This is a genomic window from Pseudomonas sp. OVF7 (assembly GCF_030644265.1).
Lineage (GTDB): Bacteria > Pseudomonadota > Gammaproteobacteria > Pseudomonadales > Pseudomonadaceae > Aquipseudomonas > Aquipseudomonas gorinensis.
In genome coordinates this window covers 4669877-4695291 of record NZ_CP128996.1, presented here as the reverse complement: position 1 = coordinate 4695291, position 25415 = coordinate 4669877, and the positions used below count along the sequence as shown (strand labels likewise).

The following is a 25415-nucleotide window of genomic DNA, read 5'->3' as shown; positions in this document are numbered from 1 at the left end:
GAGCCCGATGAACCTGCCCGAAATCCACGAATTTCTCGGTTGCCCCACCCCCGACGCCTGGGTGCAGGCCGCGCTGGCCGATCAGGACACCCTGCTGATCGACCACAAGAACTGCGAATTCAAGGCCGCCAGCACTGCCCTGAGCCTGATCGCCAAGTACCACGGCCATGTGGACCTGATCAACATGATGTCGCGCCTGGCCCGGGAAGAGCTGGTGCACCACGAGCAAGTGATGCGCCTGATGAAGAAGCGCAAGGTCGAGTTGCGCCAGTTGCATGCCGGGCGTTACGCCTCCGGGTTGCGCAAGGTTGTGCGTAGCCATGAACCGGTCAAGCTGGTGGATACCCTGGTGGTCGGCGCGTTTATCGAGGCGCGCAGTTGCGAGCGTTTCGAAGCCTTGGTGCCGCATCTGGACGAGGAACTCGGCAAGTTTTACTTCGGCTTGCTCAAGAGCGAAGCGCGGCACTACCAGGGTTACCTGAAGCTGGCCTACCAGTATGGCGACGCCAAGGACATCGCCCAGGTGATCGAGCGGGTGCGGGCGGCCGAGCAGGCACTGATCGAGTCACCCGACGTCGAGTTCCGCTTTCACAGTGGCGTGCCAGCCTGAGGCCACGGCGACGCCGATCAGCGCGGTGATCCCGGTCAACAGCAGGATCACCGTTTGCGTGCCCCAGGGCGCCGCCAGCAACGCGATCAGCAAGCCCGCCAGCGGTTGGGCCAGGTTGTTGAGCAGGGTGAGCACGCCCACCGTCTTGCCAAAGTCCTGCACCGGTATCACGCGCTGGCGGGTGCTGCGCAGGTACACGTTGAACATTTTGTCGAAACCGGTGACCAGCAAGAAGCCCACGGCATAGGTCATGAGCCCGGGGCTGAGCGCGGTGATCAGCGCCCCGAGTGCAATCATCGAATACGACAACCCACCCAGTACCTTCAACGGCAGGCTGCAGCGCGCCAGGTAAAACAGAATCGCGATGGTCACCACGGCCCCCGCGGCTTGCAGCAACGCATAGGCGTCCTTGTCGGCGGCAAAGTGCCCCGTGACCATTGCCGCCGAAGTCGCCAGCGTCACGCCGATGATCAGGTTGACGCCGACCGCCAGGGTGATGATCCGCTTCAATTGCGTCAGGTTGCGGATATGCCGGAAGGCAATGCGCAGCGGTTGCAGCCAGATATCCTGGTGTTGCTCGAAGGTTTCCAGGTGCACCCGGCTATGGCGTTGCCAGATCAGCATCGCCAGGTCTGCCAGGACAAACAGCCCGGCAACCCCCAGTACCACCCAATGCCAGGCCCACACTTGCAGCATCAGCGCCGCGACCAAGGGGCCTAGCACCAGGCCGCTCTGGTCGGCAATCTGCGAATAGGACAACGTCTTGGTATAGCTGTACTGCCTGAAGATGTGCGGCATCAGCACTTCCCGCGCCATGATGCCCTGGGTGGTCAACACCCCGCACAGCGCCGACAGCAGCACAATCCAGTAAATGCCGTCGAACACCCCGTACAGCGCCACCGCGACCACGCAGGCCAGTGCTCGGTAGACCTGGCTGATATGCAGGATGCGGACTGGCGAGAACTTGTCGCACAATGCCCCGCACACCGGGAACGCCAGGTAGCGCGGTAGCGACTCGAGAAAAAATGCCAGGCCCGCCCAGCTCACGCTGTTGGTGGTCTGGAACACGATGAGCGGCACGATAAACAGCAGAATCTGGTCCGCCAGCCGTGACAGGAACAGCGAAACGAAGAACGCCAGGTAATCCTTGCGCATACAACTCCCTGTGAATGGCGTTAAAGATTGCAGGCTATTTGTTAAAAACTCTTAAAAGCATGAAGCTTGGTCACCCGCTACGGGCCAAGCGCTGCTGTCGGGCAGCTTGCCACCTATAATGCCCGCACTTCAATCGGCGTCGCATATTGAGAACGTATGGAAAACCTGGGTCTGGGCAAGGTCCTGCTCGTTGAGGACGATGAGAAGCTGGCAGGGCTGATCGCGCATTTTCTGGCGCAGCATGGCTTTGAGGTGCGGGTGGTGCACCGGGGCGATTTGGCCTTGGCGGTGTTTCTCGACTTCAAGCCCAAGATTGTCGTGCTCGACCTGATGCTGCCCGGCCAGAGCGGCCTGCATGTGTGTCGCGAGATTCGCACGGTGTCCGACACGCCCATCGTGATCCTCACCGCCAAGGAAGATGACCTGGACCATATCCTGGGCCTGGAATCCGGCGCCGACGATTACGTGATCAAGCCGATCAAGCCGCCGGTGCTGCTCGCACGCCTGCGTGCCCTGCAACGTCGCCAGTCACCGGAGCCAACGGTGCGCGGCGCCGTGGAGTTCGGCCGACTGTCGATTGACCGCAGTTGCCGGGTAGTCAGCCTGGGGGAGGAGCAGATCGACCTCACCACCATGGAATTCGAATTGCTGTGGTTGCTGGCCAGCAACGCCGGCAAGATCCTGTCCCGCGATGACATCCTCAACCGCATGCGCGGCATTGCTTTCGATGGCCTGAACCGCAGCGTCGACGTGTACATCAGCAAACTGCGCGGCAAACTCAATGACAACCCGCGTGAGCCGGTGTGCATCAAGACCATCTGGGGCAAGGGTTATCTGTTCAATCCATTTGCGTGGGAGGTCTAGATGCTGCGCCTGTTTCTGCGCCTGTATGTGATTCTGGCCCTGGGCCTGGCGGGGGCTATCTGGCTGGTCAACTACACCTTCGATGAGCTGATGCCCGAAGCCAACGAAACCTATAACCGCGAAGCCGTGCGGGGTCCGGCGTATGGACTGGTAGAGCAATTGCGTCCTCTGCAAGGGGACGCGCGCCAGGCCCGGCTGGCCGAGTTGCAGCCCCATTACGGGCTGCGCCTGAAGCTGGTGCAGAAGGATACCCAGGCCCTGACCGAGCGTGAACAGGCGCTTTTGGACAAGGGGCAGTTGGTGGTGCGCGGCGACTTCATGGAGTTTCTCACGACCATCGACGGCAGCTCGCAGTTGCTGGAAATCAAGTTGCCGGAAGAGCCCAAGTGGCTGTACCTGTGGGCCTATAGTTTCCTCGGGGTGTGCCTGGCCATCGTGCTGTACTTCTGGGTTCGCCCCCATTGGCGCGATTTGGAACATATCCGCCTGGCCGCGCAGCGTTTCGGTGACAACGACCTCGGTTCGCGCATCCTGCTGCCGCGCCGTTCCACCGTGCGCGAGCTGGCCGGGCACTTCAACCAGATGGCCGAACGCATTGAAAGCCTGATCGCCAACCAGCGCGAACTGACCAACGCAGTCTCCCATGAGTTGCGCACGCCGATTGCGCGCCTGTCGTTCGAGCTCGACCAACTCCGGCAACAGGCCGACCCGCGCCAGAGCCGCGCGCTGATCACGGACATGTACGCCGACTTGGGCGAACTGGAAGAAATGGTCTCCGAGCTGCTGACCTACGCCAGCCTCGAGCGCGGCGCCACCCAGGTCACCCGGGAAAATATCGAAGCCCACAGCTGGCTCGACAGCGTGATTGGCAGCGTCGCCCTGGAGGCCGAGGCGGAAGGTGTGCACCTGTCACTGCGCACCTGTGAAGTCGACATTATCCAGATCGAGCCACGTTTTATGGCGCGCGCGGTGATCAACCTGCTGCGCAACGCCATCCGTTACGCCGACCGCCGCGTGGAAGTGTCACTGGTCAAGTTCGGCAGTGGCTACGAAGTGCGGGTCTGCGACGACGGCCCTGGCGTGCCCGAGGAGGGCCGGGCAAAAATCTTCCAGCCGTTCATGCGCCTCGACGCCAGCCGTGACCGCCGCACCGGCGGCTTCGGCCTGGGCCTGGCGCTTGTGCAGCGGGTATCGCAGTGGCACGGCGGCCAGGTGCAAGTGCTGGATTCGGAGTGGGGCGGGGCGTCGTTTCGGATGACGTGGGCGTACGCCGAATAAGCCTCCTGCGGGTCATCCTGTGGCGAGCGGGCTTGTTGTGGCGAACGGGCTTGTTGTGGCGAGCGGGCTTGCCCCGCGTTGGGCTGCGAAGCAGCCCCAAAACCAGGCACCGCGGTGTGTCAGTTAAAAACACATCGCTTGTAATGGGGCCGCTTCGCGCCCCAACGCGGGGCAAGCCCGCTCGCCACAGTACAGTGTTCCTCCAGGGTTAAAAAATCAGCGGTTTGTGCGGCGATTGCGTGCGTTTGAAGGCGTAGCCCGAAGCGCTGAGGCCGTTGACCTGGCGGCTGACGGTGTCGCCCAGGCCATAGCCGTTGCCGGCCAATACGGCATGGGCGTTGTCCACGGGCAGCAGGATGTAATCGGTCAGCGGCTCGTCGTGCAGTTGCCCGCGGATTACCAGGAAGCCGTCCTCCAGGCGCACGCTGACGCCGCTCAGCGGCGCGTCAGGCTCATGGGTGTTGAGTACCTGGTAGGTGCCGATGGTGTCGGCCCAGGCCAGGGGCAGGGTTGGCGGGTCGATCCGCTCACCCAGGGCAATGCGCTGGCCGTGGCTGCGCGCAGTCAGCATTTGCCGGCCCTGTACGGTGACGACGTCGAGTTGCACACGCCCCAGTTCGCCGAGATCCTCGAGCCAGAAACCGAGGAACTTTTTCTGCGCGCGCAGCCAGCCGTCCTCATCGCGCAGCAAGTCAAAGGTATACCCCGACAGCTCACCGGACAGGCGCGAGTGCTCGTCCCGGATGCGGAACACGCCCCAGGCCGTAGCGTAAAACCCAGCCAGGCGCTTGCGGTCGACGGCTGCCGGCACCTGGCGCAACTTGAGCCCATGGGTGGGGGCCGCGCAGTTATCGGCGCACACAGGGCGGCCTGTCTGCGCCTGGAGCATCAGGCGCAGGGCGTCGTTGGACAGCGCGACCACCATGTCTTCGGCGTTGCTGTCGTTGGCCATGATGATGACCGCCAGTTGCGGGTCCGGCAGCAGGGTCAATTGCGCGGCAAAATCGTCGCCACCGCCACTGTGCTGGTAGGTGCGTACACCGGGGGCGACCGGCTCGTCGCCACAGGGGGCGAGAAACCACCCGAGGCCGATCTGGCAGTCGAAGTCCAGGGCGTTCCCGGTGTTTTGCTGGGTGAACATCTGTTCGATGGAGGCACTGCCCACTACGCGATGGTCCCGGTAGATACCCTGGGCAAACAGCATCTGCACGTAGTGGCTCAGGTCCTTGGGGCTGGTCCATAAACCGGCGGCGGCGAGGTCACGCACCTGGGCGTCAGTGCTGGCGCTGCCGTTCTGATAACCCAGGGCGCGGTAGCCCAGTTGGGTGCCGGTGCCGACAAAACTCGACTGGCTCATTCGCAACGGCTTGAGCAGGCTGGTTTGCAGCTGGGTTTCGAAGTCCTTGCCGGTGCTGCGCTCAATCGCAGCGCCGACCAGCGCATAACCGAGATTGGAATAGGCCACCTGGGATCCTGGCGGGCTGCTCAGCCACACCCCCGAGACACGCATTGGCATCTGGCTCATGGCGAAGGAACTGCGCAGGTCTCGCAGGTGCTCGCTGGGTAAGCCCGATTGATGACTGAGCAGGCGGCGCAGGGTGATATCGCGGTCGGCGGCGGCCTGGTCGCTATGAAAGCGCGAGCGCACATAGAACTCGCGCAGGGTGTGCTGGATCGGTGCGTCAAGCTCCAGCCGTTGCTGTTCTACCAATTGCAGGGCCGCGGTGGCGGTGAGCAATTTGGAAATGGCCCCTGCGCGAAATGCCGTGTTGGGGGTTACCGGCACGCCACGGGCTTTGTCCGCCAGGCCGAAGCCATGGGCCCAGATCAGTTCCTGGCCATTGACCAGCGCGATGGACAGCCCCGGCACATTTTCCCGGGCCATTTCCCGTGGAATGCGCGCTTGCAGATAACGGATGATCGCACTGTAGTCACCCTTGGCAATCGGCGGCGGGGCAGAGGGTTGGCCATGGCAACCGATACTGCCCAACAGGCAACCCAGCAACGGAATACCGCGCAATGTGCGAAACATGAAGAGCACCCGGATGGTTGTTTGGATGCTCGAATGCTAGGGGAGGGCCGTCCAACAATCTTTGCAAGCTTTGTCGGGAAACTGTCAAAGATTGTTAACGAGTCAACCCCAGTCGCTCATGCCACTGTGCAATCGATTCCTCGGGGTATTCATCAAATTGAAGGTCGCCCTCGCGCACGCTGACTTCAACCCACGGCGCCTTCGAGCCCAGCATCAGGTGCGTATGCTCCGGCGGCACCGGCAACGGCGTGTCGATGGCCGAGGCAAACGGGTGGATCAGCTCCGGCCACTCCGGGCTGAACAGCCATAGCGCACTGCCGCACTGCGAGCAGAAATGCCGTTCGGCGGTGCTGGCATGGGCCCGGCTGGCACCTTCTGGCTTGAGCCGGGCATGGTAGATCGAGATCAGTTTGCGCCCGCGCACTTTCAGGCTGCTGGCATCGCCCGCGAGGTTGATGGCGTAGCCACCACCCCCTTGGGTCTTGCGGCAGATCGAGCAGTAGCAACGCTGGTACGGGTAAGGGTGGGCACTGCTCAGGCTGAACGTGACGGCGCCGCAGTGGCAGGATCCTTCAAGTTGCATAAGGTGTCTCCTCTGGCTGGGTGACTGTTCAGCTTAGGCGCTCTTCGGCATCAGGGTTGCGATCAGGGCGCGGATCGTGCCCGGCAATGCCTCCAGCTCCCGCACCAGAATGCTGCGCTCACGAATCGCCCAGGGTTCATCCAGCTTCACCGCCACCAGTTGCATGGTACGGCTGTGCCGGACGGCGGCGGACTCCGGGATGATGCCAATGCCCACGCCGGCCTCGACCATCCGGCAGATTGCCTCGAAGCTCGAGACCTGGATGCGCAGCGACAAGTGCTTGCCGATCCGCTCCACGTGCTCGCGCAGGAAGCTGAGCAAGGTGCTGCCTTCGTGCAGGCCGATATGCTGGTAGGCCAGGGTCTGTTCCAGGGTGACCGAGGGTTGCCCGGCCAAGGGGTGGCCCACCGGCACCATCAAGACCAGCTCATCGGTGCTGAAATGCAGCACCTGCAAGCCTGCCGCTTCTACCGGGCCGGCGATGATTCCCATGTCACTGGTGCCATCGAGCACGCCGCGCACGATATCCCGCGACAAGCGTTCCTGTAGATCGACGGTGACGCCGGGGCGCTGTGACAGGAAACCGGCCAGCACCTCGGGCAGGAATTCGGTCACCGCCGTGGTGTTGGCAAAGATGCGGATATGCCCGGCGGAATCCACGCCATATTGGGTGAACTCACTTTTCAGGTAGTCCACCTGGCGCATGATCAGCCGGGCGTGGTGCAACAGGCGTTCGCCCGCCGGGGTGATTTCCACGCCACGGCTGTCACGGTACAGCAGGCGGGTATCGAGTTGACCTTCCAGGGCCTTGATCCGCGCACTCGCAGCGGCAGGCGAGAGGAATGCGCGCTTGGCGCCCTGGGTCAGGCTGGGGGATTCGGCAATATGGATGAACAGGCGCAGGTCGGCGAGATCGAAGTGCATGCAAAACTCCAGGTGTACGACCACCTGTGGCGGGGGCTTGCTGCCTCGCCACAAGAGGGGACAGATCGGACGATTGGCGTTCAGCATAGCCGAACGCTGGTTTATTGAAATGCAAATTCTCAGAACGGCCAGGCGCTTGCATGATCCGGGGCAGACACTCACTGCCCGAGGACCTGTACCTGATGAGCGCCACTGATTGGATCGGCCGAAGCGAAACCGCCCACGACCACCTGAGCTATAACCTGCTCAAACGCATTGCCGCCACCCTTGGCCAAGCCGTCCCCGAGCAGGGCCAGGATCTGCCGCCGCTGTGGCAGTGGTGTTTCTTCCAGGACCCGCTGCCCGAGTCAGCCCTGGGCACCGACGGCCACCCGGCCCGTGGCGGCTTCCTGCCGCCGGCGGATAAGCGCAATCGCATGTGGGCCGGTGGGCGGATCGAATTCCTGCACCCACTGCGTGCCGGCGAGGCGGCCACCCGGGTGTCAACCATCACCCAGGTCGAGGAAAAAACCGGCCGCAGCGGTTCACTGTTGTTTGTCACGGTGCGTCACGACTATTCCCAGGACGGCCGCCTGGCGATCCGCGAAGAACAGGACATCGTCTACCGCGAGCCCACGCCACCCAAGCAGGGCAGCGGCGAGGCCCTGGCCCAAGGCGAATGGCGCGAAACGATCGCCCCCACGCCGACCCTGCTGTTTCGCTACAGCGCCGTGACCTTCAACGGCCACCGCATCCACTACGACTACCCCTATGTCACCGGCACCGAAGGCTACGCCGGGCTGGTGGTACATGGCCCGCTGATCGCGACCTTAAGCCTGCGCGCGTTTTGCCGCGCCCACCCTGAAGCCACCTTGCGTCGTTTCAGCTATCGCGGGGTGCGCCCACTGATCGCGCCTCAGCCGTTCGAGGTGGGCGGGCACGTCACGCAGCCAGGCGTTGCCACGCTGTGGGCCGGTAACGCGGACGGCCTGGCCCAGCAGGCCGAAGTGCATTTCGAATAATCCAAGAACAACAGGCGGAGAGCCGTTAGATGAACCCGAACGACAACGAAGCACTCAATGCCATCCGCGAAGGGGTGCGTGCCTTGTGCGCCGAATTCGATGCCGCTTATTGGCGCCGGATCGACGAGGAAAAAGGCTTCCCCGAAGCCTTCGTCAAGGCCCTGACCGATGCCGGCTGGCTGTCGGCGATGATCCCGGAAGAGTATGGCGGCTCGGGCCTGGGCCTGGCCGAGGCCTCGGTGATCCTTGAAGAGGTCAACCGCTGTGGCGGCAACTCCGGCACCGTGCATGGCCAGATGTACAACATGTTCACCCTGTTGCGTCACGGCAGCGCGGCGCAGAAAAGCTTCTACCTGCCCAAGCTGGCCAGCGGCGAATTACGCCTGCAATCGATGGGCGTCACCGAGCCCACCACCGGTACCGATACCACCAAGATCAAGACCACTGCGATCAAGCGCGGCGACAAGTATGTGATCAACGGCCAGAAGGTGTGGATCTCACGGGTGCAGCATTCCGACTTGATGATCCTGCTGGCGCGCACCACGCCGTTGGCCGAGGTGAAGAAAAAGTCCGAGGGCATGTCGATCTTCCTGGTCGACCTGCGCGAAGCCATCGGCAACGGCCTGACCGTGCAACCCATCGCCAACATGGTCAACCACGAAACCAACGAGCTGTTCTTCGACAACCTGGAACTGCCCCTGGACAGCCTGATTGGCGAGGAAGGCAAGGGTTTCAAATACATCCTCGATGGCCTGAATGCCGAACGCACGCTGATCGCCGCCGAGTGCATCGGTGACGGCCGCTGGTTCATCGAAAAAGCCAGTGCCTACGCTCGCGACCGCGTGGTGTTTGGCCGGCCCATCGGGCAAAACCAGGGCGTGCAGTTCCCGATTGCCGAAGCGCACATTGAAATCGAAGCGGCGGACCTGATGCGCTGGCGTGCCTGCGACGAATACGACCGCGGCGCCAATGCCGGGGCCAGCGCGAACATGGCCAAGTACCTGGCGGCCAAGGCGTCCTGGGAAGCGGCCAATGCCTGCCTGCAAACCCACGGTGGCTTCGGCTTTGCCTGCGAATACGACGTGGAGCGCAAATTCCGCGAGACCCGCCTGTACCAGGTGGCACCGATCTCCACCAACCTGATCCTGTCCTACGTGGCCGAGCATTTGCTCGAACTGCCACGCAGCTTCTGAGGGCCTGAGCATGAGCCATACCCAAGCCCTGTGTCGGTTCCTGGCCGACCTGGCCTACGCGCAATTGCCCGAGCCCGTGCTGGCGCGCACCGAAGACCTGTACCTGGATTGGCTGGCCTCCGCGTTGGCCAGCCAGGGCGCGCACCCGATCCCGTTGTTTGAACGCTATGCGCAGAAGATGGGGCCCAGCAGCGGCCCGGCGCAGGTGATCGTCACTGGCGGCAGCAGCAGCGCGTATTTCGCCGCGCTGGTCAACGGCGCCTCGTCCCATTTGGTGGAGCAGGATGACCTGCACAACAGCTCGGTGCTGCACCCGGCCACCGTGGTGTTTCCGGCGGCCTTGGCGGCCGCGCAAGACCTGGGCAAATCCGGCCGCGACCTGCTGCTGGCCTCGGTGGCGGGTTATGAAGCCGGGATCCGCATCGGCGAATTCATGGGCCGTTCCCACTACCGCATCTTCCACACCACGGCCACAGTGGGCACCCTGGCGGCGGCGGTGGCGGTAGGCAAGTTGCTGGATTTCAATGAGGAACAGTTCATCAACCTGCTCGGCAGCGCCGGCACCCAGGCCGCCGGGCTGTGGGAGTTCCTGCGCGATGCCGCCGACTCCAAGCAACTGCACACGGCCAAGGCGGCCGCCGACGGTTTGCTCGCCGCATACCTGACGGCCGATGGCCTGACCGGTGCGCGCAATATCCTCGAAGGCGACCAGGGCTTGGCGGCGGGCATGTCCACGGATGCCGAGCCGAGCAAGTTGTCCGCCGACCTTGGCCGTCGCTGGGCGCTGCTGGAAACCTCGTTCAAGTTTCACGCCTCGTGCCGCCATACCCATCCTGCCGCCGATGCGCTGTTGGAGGTGATGCAGCGTGAAGGCCTGGGCGCCGCCGATATCGCGCATGTGGAAACCCGTGTGCACCAAGGCGCCATCGATGTGCTCGGGCGCGTGACGGTGCCCACCAGCGTGCACCAGGCCAAGTTCTCCATGGGCACCGTGCTCGGCCTGATCGCTGTGCATGGCAAGGCCGGCTTGACCGAGTTCCACCAGTGGGCACTGAGCGATCCTGCTGTTTCGGCCTTTCGCGACAATGTCAGCATGGCCCTCGACGCCGAAGTCGACGGCGCCTACCCGCAGCGCTGGCTGGGCCGGGTCATCGTCAGCACCGTTGATGGCCGCTCGCTGCACGGCGCCATCGACGAGCCCAAGGGCGATCCCGGCAACACCCTGAGCCGCGCGGAGCTGGCGGATAAATTCCAGCGCCTGACCCAGTTCAGCGGCGCGCGCTCACCGGCCCAGGCCCACGCATTGATCGACAAGGTCTGGAACCTGCGCAACGCCGCATCCATGGCCCATTGGCTTTAAGGAACCGTCATGACTGCTAATCAACGACCGCTGGACGGCATTACCGTTGTCAGCCTGGAGCACGCGATTGCCGCGCCATTCTGCACCCGTCAACTGGCCGACCTCGGCGCCCGTGTGATCAAGGTCGAACGCCCCGGTGCCGGTGATTTCGCCCGTGGCTACGACGAGCGTGTACGTGGCCTGGCCTCGCATTTCGTGTGGACCAACCGCTCCAAGGAAAGCCTGACCCTGGACCTCAAGCACGACGAGGCGGGCGACATTCTGCAAAGCCTGCTGGCTGACGCCGATGTGCTGGTGCAGAACCTCGCACCCGGCGCGGCGGCGCGCATGGGGTTGTCGTTCGAGGCGCTGCATGCGCGTTTCCCGCGCCTGATCGTCTGCGATATTTCCGGCTATGGCGAAGGCGGGCCCTACGAGAAAAAGAAAGCCTACGACCTGCTGATCCAGAGCGAGGGCGGCTTCCTGTCGGTGACCGGCGGCCCGGGTGACGACCAGATGGCCAAGGCCGGTTGCTCCATTGCCGACATCGCCGCCGGCATGTACGCCTACAGCGGCATCCTTTCGGCGTTGCTATTGCGTGGCAAGACCGGGCAGGGCAGCCGCATCGACGTGAGCATGCTTGAAAGCCTGGTGGAGTGGATGGGCTACCCGATGTACTACGCCTTTGACGGTGCGCCGCCGCCGCCGCGTGCCGGTGCGGCGCATTCGACGATCTACCCGTATGGGCCGTTCCCCACCGGCGACGGTGGCACGGTGATGCTCGGCTTGCAAAACGAGCGCGAATGGGCGGCGTTCTGCGACAAGGTTTTGCTTACCCCGGAACTGGCGACGGATGAGCGCTTCAGCGCCAACTTCAAGCGCTCGGCCAACCGTGAGGTGTTGCGTCAGATCATCGTCGACCGTTTTGCGCAATTGGACGCCGAAGCGCTGATCCAGCGCCTGGAGGCCGCGCAGATCGCCAGCGCCCGCGTCAACGATATGCAGGGCGTGTGGGACCACCCGCAGCTCAAGGCGCGTGACCGCTGGCGTGAAGTCGACAGCCCGGCGGGGCCTTTGCCCTCGCTGCTGCCACCGGCACGCAATGCCGCCTTTACCCCACGAATGGACGCCGTACCCGCACTGGGGCAGCACAGCCAGGGCATTCTCGACCAGCTCGGGTATTCGGGCGATGCCATCGACAGCCTGCGCGCGCGCGGTGTTATCTAACAAGGAAGCCATGATGCCCAAGTCTTTAGCTCGTTCGGCCCTGTTTGTGCCCGGCAGCCGCCCGGAGCGGTTTTCCAAAGCGTTGGCCAGTGGTGCCGACGCGGTGATTGTAGATTTTGAAGACGCGGTGGAAGAACCGCTCAAGCGTCAGGCGCGGGATAACCTTGGGGTGTTTTTGCAGGCACATCCAGAGGCCCAGGTGTGGGTACGTATCAACGCGCCCGAGCACGCCGAGCACGTTGCCGATGTGGCGTTTTGCAAGGCCCATGCAAACGTTGCCGGCGTGCTGCTGCCGAAGGTGGAAAGCGCGGCCCAGGTAGCGGTGGTAGCCGCTACGGGCAAAGGGATCTGGCCGATTATCGAAAGTGCCAAGGGCCTGCTGGCCGTGGCCGAGATCGCCCATGCGCCGCAGGTGCAGCGCTTGTCATTCGGTGGCCTGGACCTGGCGCTGGACCTCAACCTGAGCAGCCATACCCCGGCCGCGCAGTTCGCCCTCGACCAGGCCCGCCTGGCGCTGATCGTGCACTCCCGCGCCGCGGGCCTGGTCGCGCCGCTGGACGGTGTCCACCCGGCCATCGACGACCCCGAGGGCCTGCGCCGCTCGATCCGGCACGCCTATGAAATGGGCTTTGCCGGGGCCTTGTGTATCCACCCCAGGCAGGTGGCGGTGATCCATGCCGCCATGGCGCCGAGCGCCGAAGACCTGGCCTGGGCGCAACGGGTGGTGGATGCGGGGGCCCATGGGGCAGGGGCTTACCAGATTGATGGGCAGATGGTGGATGCGCCGGTGCTGTTGCGTGCGCAACGGTTGCTTGCTGCCCAGATCTAACTGTGGAAGCTCAATCAAATGTGGGAGGGTGCTTGCCCCCGATTGCGTTGGGTCAGAGACAAGTGTGCAAGCTGACACACCGACATCGGGGGCAAGCCCCCTCCCACAGGGGTTCTCCATTTTTTCTTGGGATTGGTGTTCGGCCTGGCCGAACGCAGGTATCAAAAATTCGAAATTCACTACACGCGTCATATCAGGCACCTTGCCCTACAACACAACAATAAGAAGGTGATTTTCCATGCTCAAGCTTTCTCGGGCGCTGTTCTGCGCCGCCACCTTGTTTGCCGCGGGCCTGGCCCAGGCGGCCGACCCGGTCGTGATCAAGTTCGCCCACGTGGTCGCTGAAAACACCCCCAAGGGCCAGGGCGCTTTGCTGTTCAAGAAGCTCGCCGAAGAGCGCTTGCCGGGCAAGGTCAAGGTCGAGGTGTACCCCAACTCGTCGCTGTTCGGTGACGGCAAGGAAATGGAAGCGCTGCTGCTGGGCGACGTGCAGATGCTGGCGCCGTCCCTGGCCAAGTTCGAGCAATACACCAAGCAAGTGCAGATCTATGACCTGCCGTTCCTGTTCAACGACCTGGCCGCCGTCGACCGCTTCCAGGCCGCCCAGGGCAAGCAACTGCTGACCTCGATGCAGGACAAGAACATCCTCGGCCTGGCCTATTGGCACAACGGCCTCAAGCAGCTTTCGGCCAACAAGGCCCTGCATGAACCCAAGGATGCCCGTGGCCTGAAGTTCCGCGTGCAGGCTTCCAGCGTGCTGGAAGAGCAGTTCAAGGCGATCCGCGCCAACCCGCGCAAGATGAGCTTTGCCGAGGTGTACCAGGGCTTGCAGACCGGCACCGTCAACGGTACCGAGAACACCTGGTCCAACTATGAAAGCCAGAAGGTCAACGAAGTGCAGAAGTACTTCACCGAGTCCAACCATGGCTTGATCGACTACATGGTCATCACCAACGCCAAGTTCTGGAACGGCCTGCCACCGGATATTCGCAGCACCCTGGAGCAGATCATGGTCGAGGTCACCGTCGAGGTGAACAAACAGGCCGAAGCGCTGAACCAGTCGGCCAAGCAGAAGATCATCGACGCCAAGACCAGCGAAATCATCGAGCTGACCCCCGCGCAACGCCAGCTGTGGCGCGAAGCCATGCGCCCGGTGTGGCAGAAGTTCGAAGGGGAGATCGGGGCTGATCTGATCAAGGCGGCGGATGCCTCCAACCAGTAATGCCAGGGCGTACCGAGATCCCCTGTGGGAGGGGGCTTGCCCCCGATAGCGGTGTGACGGTTACCTTATCTATATCTGACCCACCGCCATCGGGGACAAGTCGAATCCTCGCACCGCCCCTCCCACATTTCGATCCGGTTTCCACCCTGACATCTCATTTGTTTTCGCGAGGTTTTGCCATGCAAACGCTAAGGCGCGTCTGGGAGCACCTGGAGGAAGGCGTTATTGCCTTCCTGTTGGCCGCCATGACCCTGGTGACATTCGTCTACGTCATGCTCAACAACATCTACACGCTGTTCTTTGCCCTGGCCGACAAGTGGGCCTTCAGCAGCAACGTCTTCAGTGCCCTGGGCGACGCCACCATGACCTGGGCCCAGGACATGACCTGGAGCGTGGCGCTGACCAAGGCCATGTTCGGCTGGCTGATCTTTTTCGGTATTTCCTACGGCGTGCGCACCGCTGGCCATCTCGGCGTGGATGCGCTGGTCAAGCTGACCCCGCGCCCGGTGCAGCGCGTGCTCGGCATGCTCGCGTGCCTCTGCTGCCTGGCCTATGCCGGGCTGTTCATGATCGCCAGCTACAAGTGGGTCAGTGCGGTAATGACGGCGCATATCGGCGCCGAAGACCTCGACCAGTTCGGCATCGACGTGGGTGACATCGTGGTCATCGTGCCCATCGGTTTTGCCCTGGTGTTTATCCGCTACCTGGAAATTTTCTACCGCATCTTTACCCGCCGTCAGGTGGGGTTGGGGCTGGCCGATGAGGCCGGTGAGGCCAGTAAGTTGGCCGGCAGCCATGAGGAGCGTCACTGATGGCCGTGCTCTGTCTGTTCCTGCTGCTGTTCGTGTTCATGTTCCTGGGCGTGCCGATTGCCATTGCGCTGGGTTTGTCGGGGGCGGTATCGATCCTGATGTTCAGCCCGGACTCGGTCAGCTCCCTGGCGATCAAGCTGTTCGAGACCTCCGACGCCTACACCTTCCTGGCGATTCCATTCTTCCTGTTGTCCGGTGCATTCATGACCACCGGCGGCGTGGCACAGCGGCTGATCGATTTTGCCAACGCCTGTGTCGGGCATATCCGTGGCGGCCTGGCGATTGCGGCGGTACTGGCGTGCATGCTGTTTGCGGCGCTGTCCGGCTCATCCCCGGCGACGGTGGCGGCGGTGGGTTCGATTGCCGTGGCAGGCATGGTGCGTTCGGGTTACCCGAAGGAATTCGGCGCCGGGATCATCTGCAACGCCGGCACCCTGGGCATCCTGATACCGCCGTCGATCGTGATGGTGGTGTACTCGGCGGCCACGGAAACCTCAGTGGGCAAGCTGTTCATGGCCGGGGTGATCCCCGGGCTGCTGCTGGGCCTGATGCTGATGGTCGCGATCTACATCGTCGCGCGCATCAAGAAGCTGCCGGCCCAGCCACGTGCGACCTTGCGCGAATGGCTGAGCTGCGCGCGCCGGGCGTTCTGGGGCCTGCTGTTGCTGGTGATCATCCTCGGTGGCATCTACAGCGGCATGTTCACGCCCACCGAAGCGGCGGCGGTAGCGGCGGTGTATTCGGCGTTCGTGGCGTTGTTCGTCTACAAGGACATGAAGCTGCGCGACTGCCCCAAGGTGCTGCTGGAGTCCGGGCGCCTGGCGATCATGCTGATGTTTATCATCGCCAACGCCATGCTCTTTGCCCACGTGCTGACCACCGAGCAGATCCCCCAGGAAATCACGGCGTGGGTGCTGTCCGAGGGCCTTACGCCGATTGGCTTTTTGATCATGGTCAATGTGGTGCTGCTGATCGCCGGCAGCTTCATGGAGCCTTCGGCCATCGTGCTGATCCTGGCGCCGATCTTCTTCCCGATCGCCATGAAGCTGGGCATCGACCCGATTCACCTGGGCATCGTGATGGTGGTCAACATGGAAATCGGCCTGGTGCACCCACCCGTTGGGCTGAACCTGTTCGTGACCTCGGCGGTGACCGGCTTGACGCTGGGGCAGACCATCCGCGCGGCATTGCCGTGGCTGATGATCCTGCTGGTGTTCCTGATCATGGTCACGTACTTGCCGTTCATCTCGCTGGCCTTGCCGCACTGGCTGGGGATGTAACGCGACTCCACAGGTGATTCACTGTAGGAGCGAGGGGGACGCCTAGTTCTTGCTCGCGAAGAACTCAGGGCCACCCCGTTTATCGAGAATGAACGCGTTGCCTGGGCGTTTTTCGCGAGCAAGCTCGCTCCTACAAAGTGCCTTAACTGACTGGCATTGGGGCTTGCCCCTCCCACATTGGTTTTGCGTCCGGCTCTATTGGTCCATCGCACTCAAAATTGCATGGGCAACTTTTACCCGTTCGGCGTTCGGGTAGTTCTTGTTCGCCAATATCACCACGCCCACGCCCTTGCTCGGCACATACGCCACATAGGCGCCAAACCCATTGGTGGAGCCGGTCTTGTTCACCAGGGTGTCGGCGCGGGGCGCTTGTGGTGGGGTCAGCCAGTTGACCTTGTGCGGCTCCATTGCCATGGGGGTGGAGTTGCCGGCAATCAACGCATCGAGCTGGATCGGGTAGGGGTACATTTCCCAGCCGAGGCCCTGGGTCATGCCGTCAACGCTGTAGTAACCCGTGTGAGTGACGGTAATCGCCTGCTGCAGGGTTTTATCCAGATTCGCCGGGTGCATGTTCACGTCAACGTACTTCAGCAGGTCCGCAGCGCTGGTCTTGATGCCGTAGGCTTCGCTGTCCATGGCGCCGGGACCGACGCGCACGGGTTTGCCATCTTTGCCATAGCCTTGGGCGTACAGGCTCATCTGGCTCTGGGGCACCTTGACGAAGGTGTGCTTGAGCCCGAGTGCGGGCAACAGGGTATTCTCCATCGCCTGATCGAACGGCTGCTTCAGGCTCTGCGCCGCGAGGTAGCCGAACAGCCCCAGGCTCGGGTTGGAATACAGGCGCTGGGTGCCGGGGGCGAAGTCGGGTTTCCAGTGCTGGAAGTAGCTGATCATGCCCTGGCTGTTATCCGCCTTGGCGGGGAATTGCAGGGGCAAGCCGCCAGCAGTGTAGGTGCCGAGGTTGAGCACGCTGATGTGCGCGAACGTGCCGCCGCCCAGGGCTGGCAGGTAGTGGTTGGCCGGGTCTGACAGTGTGAGTGCGCCGGTGGCGACGGCGTAACCGGCCAGGGTGGCGGTGAAGGTTTTGCTCACCGAGCCGACTTCGAACAAGGTATTTTCGCTGACCGGCTGGCGGGTGTCGGTGGCTGCGACGCCGTAGTTAAAGTATTGCGCCTTGCCGTCCCGCACCACACCCACTACCAGGCCTGGAATCGATTGCTGCTGCATCAGCGGTTTGACGTTGGCATCCACCACCGCCCGCAGGTCGGTGGCGGCCAGGCAGTTGCCGGCGGCGATAAAGACCGCGAGGGCCGTGAAATTACGCACGCCAGACAATAAATGTTGGGGCATGATAAGGCTTCCATGAGAATGATCGATTGAATGAAGAGCCTGCGCGGGCGAGGCCAATGTAGGCAGTTCGCCGGTCACGAGCAAACGATGATATCTCGCACCAGCCATTAGAAAATCTGGGGTCAACATGCTCCGTTCCCATTTGCCCCTCAATGCCTTGCGGGCCTTCGAGGCCTCTGCCCGGCATTTGAGCTTTACCCGCGCGGCCATCGAGTTGTGCGTGACCCAGGCGGCGGTCAGCCATCAGGTGAAAAGCCTGGAGGCGCAGCTTAATGTCGCCCTGTTCAAGCGCCTGCCGCGCGGCCTGATGCTGACCCGCGAAGGCGAAACCCTGCTGCCGGTGGTACGCGAGTCGTTCGACCGCATTGCCCATACCTTGGGCCAGTTCGAAGGCGGGCACTACCGTGAGGTGCTCACGGTGGGAGCGGTCGGCACCTTTGCCGTGGGCTGGCTGTTGCCACGCCTGCCGGACTTCCAGAGCCGCTACCCGTTCATCGACCTGCGCCTGTCCACCCACAACAACCGTGTCGACGTGGCCGCCGAAGGTCTCGATTACGCGATCCGCTTCGGCGCCGGGGCCTGGCACGGCACCGACGCTTGCCAGTTGCTCGAAGCACCGCTGAGCGTACTGTGTGTGCCCACGCTTGCCGAGCAATTGCACGCGCCAGCCGACCTGCTGAAGCACACGTTGCTGCGCTCCTACCGCGCCGATGAGTGGAACCTGTGGTTCCAGGCTGCCGGGTTGCCCGCCGATACGCTGGTGCCGCGCAGTATTGTGTTCGACTCGTCGCTGGCCATGATGGAAGCGGCGCTGCAAGGCATCGGCGTGGCGCTGGCACCGGCGCTGATGTTCTCGCGGCAACTGGAGAGTGATGTGATTCGCCAGCCGTTCGACGTCGGCATCAGCACCGGCAGCTATTGGTTGACGCGCTTGCAGTCACGGGCCGAGACCTCGGCGATGCTGGCGTTCAAGGCGTGGTTGCTGGAGGAGGGTGGGCGTGTCTGAGTTTATTTTTGAAACATAATGAAACATTTGCTCGGGGCCGGCGTTCTACCGCTACACCTGCACTGAGTTAATCAATGAAAATCCCGCGTCCCTCCGCCCGTATGCCCCACCTGATCCAACTGCGAAACCTGAAGATGGCACGCTCCGCCCACGCGTATGTGCGCGGCAGTACCGTGCAATTCTACGAATGGCTGCACAGCCAGATGGGCAGGCGCCTGCCTCAAGGCCCGGCGATCTGGATCTGTGGTGACTGCCACGCCGGCAACCTGGGGCCTACCGGTGACAACAAAGGGCGCATCGATATGCATATCCGCGACCTTGACCAGGCCGTGATCGGCAACCCGGCCCACGACCTGGTGCGCCTGGCGCTGTCCCTGGCCACCGCCGCGCGCGGCTCGGACCTGCCGGGGGTGACCACCGCGCGTATGCTCGAAGAAATGATGGTGGGCTACGAACAGGCGTTCAAGGACAAGCCCGATGAGGCACCGCCGCGTCCGTCCCAGGTCAAGGCGGGAATGCGCAGCGCTGTGGAGCGCACCTGGAAAAGCCTGGCCCGCGAGCGTATCGACAACGTGCGACCGACCATCCCGTTGGGCAAGCATTTCTGGTCGCTGTCGCGGGCGGAAAAAAATGCGCTGGAAAGTGTCTGCGCGTCGGATGAAATCCATCAGTTGGTCACTTCCCTCAAGGGCCGCCCCAAGGACGCCAAGGTCGAACTGCTGGATTCGGCCTATTGGGTCAAAGGCTGCAGTTCCCTGGGCCTGTTGCGCTATGCCGTATTGCTGGGGGTGGGCGACAAGGACGATGAGGAATACTGCCTGATCGACATCAAGGAAGCCGTCGGCGCCGCTGCACCGCGCGCGGCGCGGGCGAAGATGCCCAGGGATAACGGCCGCCGGGTGGTGGAGGGCGCACGCCAACTGTCGCCGGGCTTGGGTGAACGCATGGTGGCGACACGGTTTCTGGATCATGGCTTCTTCATCCGCGAACTGCTGCCCCAGGACATGAAGCTGGAACTGGATGAACTGAGTGAACTCGATGCCATGCACGCCGCCGGCTACCTGGCGCGCGTGGTCGGTATCGCCCATGCCCGGCAGATGGACCGGGCGACGCGTAAGGACTGGATGGCGGTGTTGCAGCAAAACCGCTCCAGACAGCTGGATGCGCCGTCCTGGTTATGGACCAGTGTGGTGCAGTTGGTGGGCAGTCATGAGCAGGGCTATCTCAACCATTGCCGCCGGTATGCCTTGGAACACTGAACTGGAATGTGGTGATGCTCCAATGTGGGAGGGGGCTTGCCCCCGATTGCGGTGTGTCAGTCACCATACTTGTGACTGACCCAGCCTCATCGGGGGCAAGCCCCCTCCCACATTTGGATTGCGATCAGGCCAGGTATCGGTGGAACCAGCCCAGTTGGCGCCCTGGTAGATGTACCGAGTGGGTGGGTAGCGATGAGCAGGGCTACCTCAACCATTGCCGCCGGTATGCCTTGGAACACTGATCCGGAATGTGGTGATGCTCCAATGTGGGAGGGGGCTTGCCCCCGATTTCGGTGTGTCAGTCAACTTATCTATAACTGAACCACCGCCATCGGGGGCAAGCCCCCTCCCACATTTGGATTGCGATCAGGCCAGGTATCCGTGGAACCAGCCCAGTTGGCGCCCTGGTAGATGTACCGAGTGGGTGGGTAGCGATGAGCAGGGCTATCTCAACCATTGCCGCCGGTATGCCTTGGAACACTGATCCGGAATGTGGTGATGCTCCAATGTGGGAGGGGGCTTGCCCCCGATTGCGGTGTGTCAGTCACCATACTTATGACTGACCCAACCCCATCGGGGGCAAGCCCTCTCCCACATTTGGATTGCGATCAGGCCAGGTATTTACGGAACCAGCCCAGCGTCCTTTCCCACGCCAGGTTCGCCGCTGCCTCGTCATAACGCGGTGTCGAATCGTTATGGAAACCATGGTTGGCGCTCTTGTAGATATACGCTTCATAGGTGGTGCCGGCGGCCTTCAGGGCCTTTTCATACGCCGGCCAACCCTCGTTGATCCGCGTATCCAGCTCGCCGTAATGCAGCATGATCGGCGCCTTGATGCGCGGCACGTCCTTGGCTTCCGGTTGGCGGCCGTAGAACGACACCGCCGCGCCCAGCTCCGGGTAGGCCACCGCTGCGGCATTGGCCACGCCGCCGCCATAGCAGAAGCCGGTGATGCCGACCTTGCCGGTGCTGCTGTCGTGGTGCATCAGCCATTCGATGGCGGCGAAGAAGTCGTTCATCAGCTTGGTCGGGTCAACTTTCTGTTGCAGTTCCACGCCTTTTTCATCGTTGCCGGGATAGCCGCCCACCGAGGTCAGGCCGTCTGGCGCGAGGGCGATAAACCCGGCTTTGGCCAGGCGTCGGGCGACGTCTTCGATGTAGGGATTGAGGCCACGGTTTTCGTGGACCACCACCACCGCTGGCAGCTTGCCGGCGGCCTTGGCCGGGCGCACCAGGTAGCCACGCACCGTGCCGTTGCCCTTGGGCGAGGGGTAGGTGATGTAGTCGGCGACGATGTCCGGGTCGGTGAATTTCACCTGTTCGGCCAGGGCATAGTTGGGGCTCAGGGCGGCCAGCAGGGCCGAGGCGGTGAGGCCGCCCAAGGTGAACAGCGCGGCGCGGTCGAGAAATTCGCGGCGGTTGATCTTGCCGTGCGCATAGCCGTCGTAGAGTTCCAGCAATTCGGGGGCAAAGTCTTTCGCGGTGAGACGAGTCATCGGTTCGGTCCTCGATTAGCGGTGCCAGTCAATGTAGACCAGGATCAGCTGTCACGGCCATGGGCGGCGGCGGCCAGTTGGCGTGTATCGACGCGCACGAACAGCGAATCACCGATGGCCGTGAGCACCTCGCCGGCGTACACCTCGCAGACCACACGGCTTTTGCGCCCCACCTCACCCTCGACCCGAGCGCGCAGGATAAGGGGCACGCCCATCGGCGTGGGCTTGATAAATTTGATGCCCAGGTTGCCGGTGACGCAGTCGATGCGCGGCAGGCTGCCGGGTTCGCGCTGTTCGGCACGGTAGTGGTAAGCCATGGCGGTCCAGTTGGAATGGCAGTCCACCAACATGGCGATCAAGCCGCCGTAGACCAGGTCGGGCCAGCCGCTGTATTTTGCCTCGGGGTGATGTTCGGCGACGACATGGACACCATCGGCATCCCAGCGGCTCTTGATGTGCAAGCCATGGGGGTTACTGCCGCCGCAGCCGTAGCAGATGCCTTCCGGCGCGGTGGTGTCCTGTAGCGAAGGGGCGTGCATGCGGCGTCCTTATTGTTGTGGGTGACTATTCTGTTTAGCAGGACATGCACCTGATGGGAATACATCCATTTTTTTTGCGGAGCGTGGCATGAAGCGTCGAATGCTGTCGTTGGCCGTTGTCCTTGGATTTATCGGCTGTGTCCAGGCGGCGGAGTACACGGACGTCAACCGCACCGCCAGCCAGATCAGTTTTACCTATACGCAGTTGGGGCAGCGGGTGTATGGCACCTTCGGCGACTTTGAAGGCACGCTGAGCTTTGACACGCAAAAGCCCGAGACCGGACATGCCTTGCTCAAGATCCAACTGGCGAGTATCGATGCCGGCAGCGCCGATGCGAACAACGAGCTGCAACGGGTCTCGTGGTTCGATACCGCGGCCTATCCGGTGGGCGTGTATGAGTCCACCGGTATCACGGCCCTGGGCGATAACCGCTTCAAAATCAGTGGCAACCTGACGATCAAGGGCACTACGCGTCCGGTGCTGCTCAGCGTGGTGCTCAAGGAGCTGGATGGCATCGGCGTGTTCGACGGGGAGTTCATTCTCAAGCGCGGCGACTTCAAGATCGGCGAAGGTGAGTGGGCCGGGAACAGCGTGGTGTCCGACGATATCAACATCAAGTTCAAGATGGTCGCGCCGCAGCGTTAGCGCGCGAACCGCTTGGCCCCGGCTACGCAGCCGATCACCGCGACCGTCACCAGCAGCATGCCCAGGCTGACCTGTTCATGCAGCACGCCCGCGGCCAGCGCCAGGCCGAAGAACGGTTGCAACAGCTGCAACTGGCCGACCGCGGCAATGCCGCCCTGGGCCAAGCCGCGATACCAGAATACGAAGCCGATCAACATGCTGAACAGCGACACATAGCCCAGGCTCAACCAGGCCGGTAGGCTGATGCCGCTGAAGCCAGGCGGCGCCATGACCAGGCTCAACGGCACCACCACCGGCAACGACACCACCAGCGCCCAGCAGATCACCTGCCAGCCGCCCAGGCTGCGCGACAATGTGGCGCCTTCGGCATACCCCAGGCCGCACACCAGCACCGCCAACAGCATCAGCACATCACCCGCAGGTGCGGCGCTCAAGCCTTGGGCAAAGGCATAACCCATCACCAGCACACTGCCGAGGATCGAAAACAGCCAGAACACCGGGCGCGGGCGCTCGCCGCCGCGCAGTACGCCAAACACCGCGGTCGCCAGCGGCAGCAGGCCGATGAAGACGATGGAGTGCGCGGAGGTGACGTATTGCAGCGCCAGCGCAGTGAGCAGGGGAAAGCCGATGACCACGCCGAGGGCGACGATGACCAGGGGCCTCCATTGATGGCGCGCGGGGCGTTTCTCCTTGAACAGCCACAGCAAGGCCAGCCCCAATAAAGCGGCGATGGCGGCGCGGATCATGGTGAGGAACACCGGGTCGAATTCCATCACCGCCAGGCGCGTGGCCGGCAACGAGCCGCTGAAGATCACCACGCCGATAAAGCCGTTGATCCAGCCTTGGGTGCTGGTATCCAGGGTGCGCAGGGGAGATGTACGTTCCATGAGAGGCGTCCGAAAAGGATGAGTTGCGTGGAAGGCATCCTAGGGTCGAAGATAAAGACAATCAAAAAATTGTCATGGATACATCGCTTATGCCGCGCGCGCGTTACAAGTCGTTGGTCGATCGCTTCGCCGAGGCCATTCGCTCGGGCAGCATGCCACCCGGCACGCGGATGCCGACCCACCGCCAACTGGCCGCCGAGCATGGCCTGGCGCTGGTCACCGCCAGCCGGGTATATGCCGAGCTGGAGGCCATGGGCCTGGTCAGTGGCGAGACCGGCCGGGGCACCTTTGTGCGCGAAATCGCGCTGCCGCCGGGGCAGGGCAGCGGGCAGATGAGCGTGGCGGCGGGCATGCTCGATCTGAATTTCAACTACCCGTCCTTGCCGGGCCAGGCCGACTTGCTGCGCACCGCATTGCGCCAGTTGGCGCTGTCCGGCGACCTCGAAGCGCTGCTGCGTTACCAGCCCCACGCCGGTCGCCTGCATGAGCGCGCCGCCGTCGCGCGGCATCTGTTGAACCGAGGGCTGACGGTCGAGGCCGAACAGGTGTTGGTGGTCAGCGGTGCCCAGCACGGGTTGGCCGTGACGATGATGGCCTTGCTCAAGCCCGGTGATGTGATCGCTGTCGACGCCTTGACGTATTCGGGGTTCAAAGTACTGGCCGAGACCCTGCACCTGGAGATCGTCGCCATCCCGGTCACGGCCCACGGCCCGGACCTGGACCATCTGCAAGGTTTGTGTCGCAAACGCCCGGTGCGCGCGGTTTACAGCATGCCGACCCTGCATAACCCGTTGGGCTGGGTGATGAGCCTGGCGCAGCGCGAGCAGTTGGTGGAGATTGCCCGTCAGTACAACCTGATGATCATCGAGGACGCGGCCTACGCGTTCCTCGCCGAGGACGTGCCGCTGCCCTTGGCGAGGTTGGCGCCGGAGCGCACGGTCTACGTGGGCGGGTTGTCGAAAAGTGTCGCGACCGGCCTGCGCGTGGGATTTATCGCCGCCCCTCTGGATTGGGTGAAGGCACTGGAGCGCACCATCATGGCCACCACTTGGAACGTGCCGGGGGTGATGAGTGCGATTGCGGTTGCCTGGCTCGAGGATGGCACGGTGGCGCAACTTGAAGCACAAAAGCGCGAGGATGCGCGGGCGCGGCAAGCCTTGGCGGCGCAGGTACTGAAGGGGGTGGCCTACATCAGCCACCCGTCATCGTACTTCCTGTGGTTGCCCCTGGCGGAAGAGGCCCGCGCCGATCAAGTGGCCATGACCTTGCAGCGCGACGGCATTTCCGTCTCCACCGCCGAGCCCTTCGCCGTCTCGGTCCACGTGCCCCATGCATTGCGCCTGGCCTTGGGTTCGGTGGACATGCCGGCGCTGCGCGAGGCGTTGGTGAAGGTGCGCAAGGTGGTGCAGTGGTGAGCCCGATGGCTCACCGCTAGCCATCAGAATTTAAACGCCTGGCGACCGATCAGCAGCCAGTGGCCTTTTTGCTTCTGCCAGATCTGGAAGTTCTCGATTTCGGTCGGCACTTCCTTACCGCTGTTCACCGCCAGGGCCGAGAAGTGGTTGCGCACCAGGGCGGTATCGCCGCTCAAGGTGATGGTCTGCTTCTGCATTTCCAGGGTCTTGAAGCCACTGCGACCGGTCTCGATATCGGCGATGAACTCCTGCTTGTTCTGGATCTTGCCGCTGGAGTGGCCGTAGGTGAGGTTCTCGGCGGTCAGGCTCTGGAGCTGCTTAAGGTCTTTATGCAGCATGGCCTGGGTCAGGTGGTCGACCGCTTGGGCGACGTCTTTGTCGGCGGCAGGGGCAGCGGCCACATACCCGCTGAACAGGCAGAGAAAACCGATCAGCACTTTGACGTTTTGCATGGGTGTTTCCTTATTG

The 25415-nt window shown here is 62.9% G+C and carries 24 protein-coding genes; 15 read left to right on the top strand and 9 right to left on the bottom strand.

Annotation, left to right across the window (positions count from 1 at the left end; all coding sequences use genetic code 11):
* Positions 1 to 7: 7 nt before the first annotated feature.
* On the top strand, positions 8 to 610 hold the full coding sequence (locus tag QU606_RS21340) for a tRNA-(ms[2]io[6]A)-hydroxylase (RefSeq protein WP_024075888.1): 603 nt from the start codon (positions 8 to 10) through the stop codon (positions 608 to 610).
* Here the strand turns inward: QU606_RS21340 and QU606_RS21335 are convergent.
* Complete coding sequence (locus QU606_RS21335; protein ID WP_069076300.1) at positions 566 to 1765, bottom strand: MFS transporter; 1200 nt, start codon at positions 1763 to 1765, stop codon at positions 566 to 568. The two genes, QU606_RS21340 and QU606_RS21335, sit on opposite strands and share 45 nt — an antisense overlap.
* 156 nt (positions 1766 to 1921) lie before the next feature.
* Here QU606_RS21335 and QU606_RS21330 point away from each other — a divergent pair, with 156 nt between their 5' ends.
* Positions 1922 to 2629: a winged helix-turn-helix domain-containing protein gene (locus QU606_RS21330; protein WP_069076301.1), complete on the top strand. Its 708-nt coding sequence runs from the start codon at positions 1922 to 1924 to the stop codon at positions 2627 to 2629.
* The gene (locus QU606_RS21325) at positions 2630 to 3907 is read left to right on the top strand and encodes an ATP-binding protein (protein WP_304997484.1); all 1278 of its coding nucleotides are present in this window, start codon (positions 2630 to 2632) and stop codon (positions 3905 to 3907) included.
* 208 nt (positions 3908 to 4115) lie between these two features.
* Here QU606_RS21325 and QU606_RS21320 read toward each other — a convergent pair whose 3' ends face one another.
* The 3 genes from QU606_RS21320 to QU606_RS21310 form a co-directional block, all read right to left on the bottom strand.
* Positions 4116 to 5939: a serine hydrolase gene (locus tag QU606_RS21320; protein ID WP_304997483.1), complete on the bottom strand. Its 1824-nt coding sequence runs from the start codon at positions 5937 to 5939 to the stop codon at positions 4116 to 4118.
* A 94-nt stretch (positions 5940 to 6033) separates the two neighbouring features.
* A complete protein-coding gene (locus tag QU606_RS21315; protein WP_024075883.1) occupies positions 6034 to 6522 on the bottom strand; it encodes a GFA family protein in 489 nt (162 codons plus the stop codon).
* A gap of 33 nt (positions 6523 to 6555) precedes the next feature.
* Entirely contained in the window at positions 6556 to 7446 is an 891-nt protein-coding gene (locus QU606_RS21310; protein WP_024075882.1) for a LysR family transcriptional regulator, read from the bottom strand.
* A gap of 182 nt (positions 7447 to 7628) precedes the next feature.
* Here QU606_RS21310 and QU606_RS21305 point away from each other — a divergent pair, with 182 nt between their 5' ends.
* The 8 genes from QU606_RS21305 to dctM all read left to right on the top strand — a co-directional run bounded on the left by QU606_RS21305 (position 7629) and on the right by dctM (position 16349).
* A complete protein-coding gene (locus QU606_RS21305) occupies positions 7629 to 8447 on the top strand; it encodes a MaoC family dehydratase N-terminal domain-containing protein (RefSeq protein WP_304997482.1) in 819 nt (272 codons plus the stop codon).
* A gap of 29 nt (positions 8448 to 8476) precedes the next feature.
* Entirely contained in the window at positions 8477 to 9640 is a 1164-nt protein-coding gene (locus tag QU606_RS21300) for an acyl-CoA dehydrogenase family protein (protein ID WP_069076298.1), read from the top strand.
* Between the two features lie 10 nt (positions 9641 to 9650).
* Positions 9651 to 11000, top strand: a complete 1350-nt coding sequence (locus QU606_RS21295) for an MmgE/PrpD family protein (RefSeq protein ID WP_102624340.1) — start codon at positions 9651 to 9653, stop codon at positions 10998 to 11000.
* 9 nt (positions 11001 to 11009) lie between these two features.
* The gene (locus tag QU606_RS21290; protein ID WP_024075878.1) at positions 11010 to 12206 is read left to right on the top strand and encodes a CaiB/BaiF CoA-transferase family protein; all 1197 of its coding nucleotides are present in this window, start codon (positions 11010 to 11012) and stop codon (positions 12204 to 12206) included.
* Between the two features lie 13 nt (positions 12207 to 12219).
* Entirely contained in the window at positions 12220 to 13035 is an 816-nt protein-coding gene (locus QU606_RS21285; RefSeq protein ID WP_193689435.1) for a CoA ester lyase, read from the top strand.
* 238 nt (positions 13036 to 13273) lie between these two features.
* Entirely contained in the window at positions 13274 to 14257 is a 984-nt protein-coding gene (locus tag QU606_RS21280; RefSeq protein WP_304997480.1) for a TRAP transporter substrate-binding protein, read from the top strand.
* A 179-nt stretch (positions 14258 to 14436) separates the two neighbouring features.
* Positions 14437 to 15069, top strand: a complete 633-nt coding sequence (locus QU606_RS21275; RefSeq protein WP_304997479.1) for a TRAP transporter small permease — start codon at positions 14437 to 14439, stop codon at positions 15067 to 15069.
* Positions 15069 to 16349 (top strand): C4-dicarboxylate TRAP transporter large permease protein DctM, encoded by a 1281-nt coding sequence (dctM, locus tag QU606_RS21270; RefSeq protein ID WP_024075874.1) that lies wholly within the window; start codon positions 15069 to 15071, stop codon positions 16347 to 16349. Before QU606_RS21275 ends, dctM begins: the two co-directional genes overlap by 1 nt.
* Before the next feature lie 195 nt (positions 16350 to 16544).
* Here dctM and ampC read toward each other — a convergent pair whose 3' ends face one another.
* Complete coding sequence (ampC, locus tag QU606_RS21265; RefSeq protein WP_304997478.1) at positions 16545 to 17699, bottom strand: class C beta-lactamase; 1155 nt, start codon at positions 17697 to 17699, stop codon at positions 16545 to 16547.
* A gap of 127 nt (positions 17700 to 17826) precedes the next feature.
* Here ampC and QU606_RS21260 point away from each other — a divergent pair, with 127 nt between their 5' ends.
* A complete protein-coding gene (locus QU606_RS21260) occupies positions 17827 to 18705 on the top strand; it encodes a LysR family transcriptional regulator (RefSeq protein WP_024075872.1) in 879 nt (292 codons plus the stop codon).
* A gap of 74 nt (positions 18706 to 18779) precedes the next feature.
* Positions 18780 to 19964, top strand: a complete 1185-nt coding sequence (locus QU606_RS21255; RefSeq protein WP_069076292.1) for a DUF2252 family protein — start codon at positions 18780 to 18782, stop codon at positions 19962 to 19964.
* Positions 19965 to 20572: 608 nt separating this feature from the next.
* On the opposite strand, the gene yghX is transcribed toward QU606_RS21255, so the two are convergent.
* Both yghX and QU606_RS21245 read right to left on the bottom strand, forming a co-directional pair.
* The gene (gene yghX, locus QU606_RS21250; RefSeq protein WP_304997477.1) at positions 20573 to 21460 is read right to left on the bottom strand and encodes a YghX family hydrolase; all 888 of its coding nucleotides are present in this window, start codon (positions 21458 to 21460) and stop codon (positions 20573 to 20575) included.
* A gap of 44 nt (positions 21461 to 21504) precedes the next feature.
* Entirely contained in the window at positions 21505 to 21999 is a 495-nt protein-coding gene (locus QU606_RS21245; RefSeq protein ID WP_024075869.1) for a PaaI family thioesterase, read from the bottom strand.
* Positions 22000 to 22087: 88 nt separating this feature from the next.
* On the opposite strand from QU606_RS21245, the gene QU606_RS21240 reads away from it, so the two are divergent.
* Positions 22088 to 22645: a YceI family protein gene (locus tag QU606_RS21240; RefSeq protein WP_041160956.1), complete on the top strand. Its 558-nt coding sequence runs from the start codon at positions 22088 to 22090 to the stop codon at positions 22643 to 22645.
* Here the strand turns inward: QU606_RS21240 and QU606_RS21235 are convergent.
* Positions 22642 to 23532 carry a DMT family transporter gene (locus QU606_RS21235; protein WP_024075867.1) on the bottom strand — a complete coding sequence of 297 codons (891 nt, stop codon included), beginning with the start codon at positions 23530 to 23532 and terminating at the stop codon, positions 22642 to 22644. The two genes, QU606_RS21240 and QU606_RS21235, sit on opposite strands and share 4 nt — an antisense overlap.
* A gap of 89 nt (positions 23533 to 23621) precedes the next feature.
* On the opposite strand from QU606_RS21235, the gene QU606_RS21230 reads away from it, so the two are divergent.
* Positions 23622 to 24947, top strand: coding sequence for a PLP-dependent aminotransferase family protein (locus tag QU606_RS21230; RefSeq protein WP_304997476.1), 1326 nt, complete (start codon positions 23622 to 23624; stop codon positions 24945 to 24947).
* Between the two features lie 23 nt (positions 24948 to 24970).
* On the opposite strand, the gene QU606_RS21225 is transcribed toward QU606_RS21230, so the two are convergent.
* Entirely contained in the window at positions 24971 to 25399 is a 429-nt protein-coding gene (locus QU606_RS21225; protein ID WP_024075865.1) for a nuclear transport factor 2 family protein, read from the bottom strand.
* Positions 25400 to 25415: the final 16 nt, after the last annotated feature.

Bases quoted from the DNA above. Each gene is read 5' to 3' on its own strand.
- ampC (WP_304997478.1), bottom strand. From the start codon at position 17,699: ATGCCCCAACATTTATTGTCTGGCGTGCGTAATTTCACGGCCCTCGCG.
- QU606_RS21275 (WP_304997479.1), top strand. From the start codon at position 14,437: ATGCAAACGCTAAGGCGCGTCTGGGAGCACCTGGAGGAAGGCGTTATT.
- dctM (WP_024075874.1), top strand. From the start codon at position 15,069: ATGGCCGTGCTCTGTCTGTTCCTGCTGCTGTTCGTGTTCATGTTCCTG.
- QU606_RS21310 (WP_024075882.1), bottom strand. From the start codon at position 7,446: ATGCACTTCGATCTCGCCGACCTGCGCCTGTTCATCCATATTGCCGAA.
- QU606_RS21255 (WP_069076292.1), top strand. From the start codon at position 18,780: ATGAAAATCCCGCGTCCCTCCGCCCGTATGCCCCACCTGATCCAACTG.
- QU606_RS21330 (WP_069076301.1), top strand. From the start codon at position 1,922: ATGGAAAACCTGGGTCTGGGCAAGGTCCTGCTCGTTGAGGACGATGAG.
- QU606_RS21245 (WP_024075869.1), bottom strand. From the start codon at position 21,999: ATGCACGCCCCTTCGCTACAGGACACCACCGCGCCGGAAGGCATCTGC.
- QU606_RS21315 (WP_024075883.1), bottom strand. From the start codon at position 6,522: ATGCAACTTGAAGGATCCTGCCACTGCGGCGCCGTCACGTTCAGCCTG.
- QU606_RS21230 (WP_304997476.1), top strand. From the start codon at position 23,622: ATGCCGCGCGCGCGTTACAAGTCGTTGGTCGATCGCTTCGCCGAGGCC.
- yghX (WP_304997477.1), bottom strand. From the start codon at position 21,460: ATGACTCGTCTCACCGCGAAAGACTTTGCCCCCGAATTGCTGGAACTC.
- QU606_RS21290 (WP_024075878.1), top strand. From the start codon at position 11,010: ATGACTGCTAATCAACGACCGCTGGACGGCATTACCGTTGTCAGCCTG.
- QU606_RS21300 (WP_069076298.1), top strand. From the start codon at position 8,477: ATGAACCCGAACGACAACGAAGCACTCAATGCCATCCGCGAAGGGGTG.
- QU606_RS21305 (WP_304997482.1), top strand. From the start codon at position 7,629: ATGAGCGCCACTGATTGGATCGGCCGAAGCGAAACCGCCCACGACCAC.
- QU606_RS21295 (WP_102624340.1), top strand. From the start codon at position 9,651: ATGAGCCATACCCAAGCCCTGTGTCGGTTCCTGGCCGACCTGGCCTAC.
- QU606_RS21235 (WP_024075867.1), bottom strand. From the start codon at position 23,532: ATGGAACGTACATCTCCCCTGCGCACCCTGGATACCAGCACCCAAGGC.
- QU606_RS21335 (WP_069076300.1), bottom strand. From the start codon at position 1,765: ATGCGCAAGGATTACCTGGCGTTCTTCGTTTCGCTGTTCCTGTCACGG.
- QU606_RS21240 (WP_041160956.1), top strand. From the start codon at position 22,088: ATGAAGCGTCGAATGCTGTCGTTGGCCGTTGTCCTTGGATTTATCGGC.
- QU606_RS21285 (WP_193689435.1), top strand. From the start codon at position 12,220: ATGCCCAAGTCTTTAGCTCGTTCGGCCCTGTTTGTGCCCGGCAGCCGC.
- QU606_RS21225 (WP_024075865.1), bottom strand. From the start codon at position 25,399: ATGCAAAACGTCAAAGTGCTGATCGGTTTTCTCTGCCTGTTCAGCGGG.
- QU606_RS21260 (WP_024075872.1), top strand. From the start codon at position 17,827: ATGCTCCGTTCCCATTTGCCCCTCAATGCCTTGCGGGCCTTCGAGGCC.
- QU606_RS21320 (WP_304997483.1), bottom strand. From the start codon at position 5,939: ATGTTTCGCACATTGCGCGGTATTCCGTTGCTGGGTTGCCTGTTGGGC.
- QU606_RS21280 (WP_304997480.1), top strand. From the start codon at position 13,274: ATGCTCAAGCTTTCTCGGGCGCTGTTCTGCGCCGCCACCTTGTTTGCC.
- QU606_RS21340 (WP_024075888.1), top strand. From the start codon at position 8: ATGAACCTGCCCGAAATCCACGAATTTCTCGGTTGCCCCACCCCCGAC.
- QU606_RS21325 (WP_304997484.1), top strand. From the start codon at position 2,630: ATGCTGCGCCTGTTTCTGCGCCTGTATGTGATTCTGGCCCTGGGCCTG.